This is a genomic window from Haladaptatus sp. (genome assembly GCF_049589095.1).
GTDB lineage: Archaea > Halobacteriota > Halobacteria > Halobacteriales > Haladaptataceae > Haladaptatus.
In genome coordinates, this window is the sequence record NZ_JBAWAC010000324.1 from 1 (window position 1) to 1,564 (window position 1,564).

Consider the following 1,564-nt stretch of genomic DNA (forward strand, 5'->3'; position numbering starts at 1 on the left):
GCCGACGTCCGCGTACTCCCCCTCCGTGTTCTCCCGATAGACGACCAAATCTATGTCACCGGAGGCGTAACCACGGAGCGGCGATTCGACACCCTCGAAGAGAACCGAGGGGCGTTTGCAGATGTACTGGTCGAACGTCTTTCGAATGGGTAACATCAGGCCACGGAGGGTGACGTGGTCGGGGACGTCAGGATGACCGACGGCACCGAGAAGGATGGCGTCGTACTCCGCGATTTCGTCGGTACCGTCGTCCGGCATCATCTCCCCGTGTTCGAGATAGTACTCGGTACCCCAGTCGAAACCGGTGAAGGTGATTTCGAACCCGTACGTTTCGGCGGCGTCCTCCAGCAAAGGACGAACCGCGTCAACCACTTCGGGACCGATACCGTCGCCCGGAATCATCGCTACGTCGTGCGTCATGGACATAGTGGGGAACGACAAGAACAAATAACTAGTGGTGAGGAAAAGTTGAATTCAGTTGCCGACTGCGCGTTCCTGTTCGCTCTTCGAAGGGTTCGGCATCTCACCCGACTCGTGGGTGACGGTTCCGTGGACGAGGGCCTCGCCGGTCTTTTCGTCGAACAGGTGAATCGCTTCGTCGTCGAACGTAATCGTTATCACATCACCTTCTTGCGGTTCGATGTAGGAAGGACAGCGAACGCGGAACTCCCGCCCGTCCAGATCGAGGTAGAGGAAGTTGTCGGACCCGATGACTTCGACGACGTCCACGGTCGTCCGTACGGCTCGCTCGTCGTTTGCGTCACCGCCCACACGGACGTTCTCCGGACGAACACCGAACGTGAATCGCGTGTCGTCCGAGACGCTTCGGAGCGTCTCCAGGAATTCGTCGCTGACATTGAAGTCGAAACTCTCACCGTTTGTGAGACGGTTGCCCTCCAATTCCACTTCGAGGAAGTTCATCGAGGGACTCCCGATGAAATCCGCAACGAACCGGTTCGCTGGCTGATAGTACACCTCCTTGGGTTTGCCGACCTGCTGGAGCCGACCGTCGTTGAGGATGACGATGCGGTCCGACATCGTCATCGCCTCCTCCTGGTCGTGCGTGACGTAGATGGTCGTGATGTCGAGTTCCGAGTGGATACGCGAGAGCTCCGTTCGCATGTGCTTTCGGAGTTTCGCGTCGAGGTTCGACAGCGGTTCGTCGAAGAGGAACACCTCGGGTTCCCTGACGATGGCCCGACCCGTCGCCACGCGCTGTTGTTGGCCGCCCGAGAGCGAGGCCGGTTTCTTGTCGAGGAGGTCGTCGATACCCATCATCTCCGCGGCTTCCTCGACGCGACTGTTGATTTCCGCGTCGGTCAGGTCGGTACTCAAATTGAGGCCGTAGGCCATGTTCCCGCGGACGGTCTTGTGGGGATAGAGCGCGTAGGACTGGAACACCATCGCGATGTCCCGGTCCTTCGGCGAAACGTCGTTGACGCGCTGTCCGTCGATGCGGAGTTCGCCATCGGTGATGTTTTCCAGCCCTGCGGTCATCCGAAGGGTCGTCGACTTCCCGCAGCCCGAGGGGCCGACGAAGACGACGAACTCGCCGTCTCGAATC

2 protein-coding genes are annotated in these 1,564 nt (G+C 59.5%); both read right to left on the bottom strand.

Annotated elements, in window-relative coordinates; genetic code table 11:
- Positions 1-420, bottom strand: a 420-nt coding sequence (locus WBV42_RS10410) for an isocitrate/isopropylmalate family dehydrogenase (protein ID WP_423985968.1), incomplete at its 3' end; no start/stop codon positions are given.
- Between the two features lie 54 nt (positions 421-474).
- Positions 475-1,563, bottom strand: a complete 1,089-nt coding sequence (locus WBV42_RS10415) for an ABC transporter ATP-binding protein (protein ID WP_423985969.1) — start codon at positions 1,561-1,563, stop codon at positions 475-477.
- Position 1,564 lies beyond the last annotated feature (1 nt).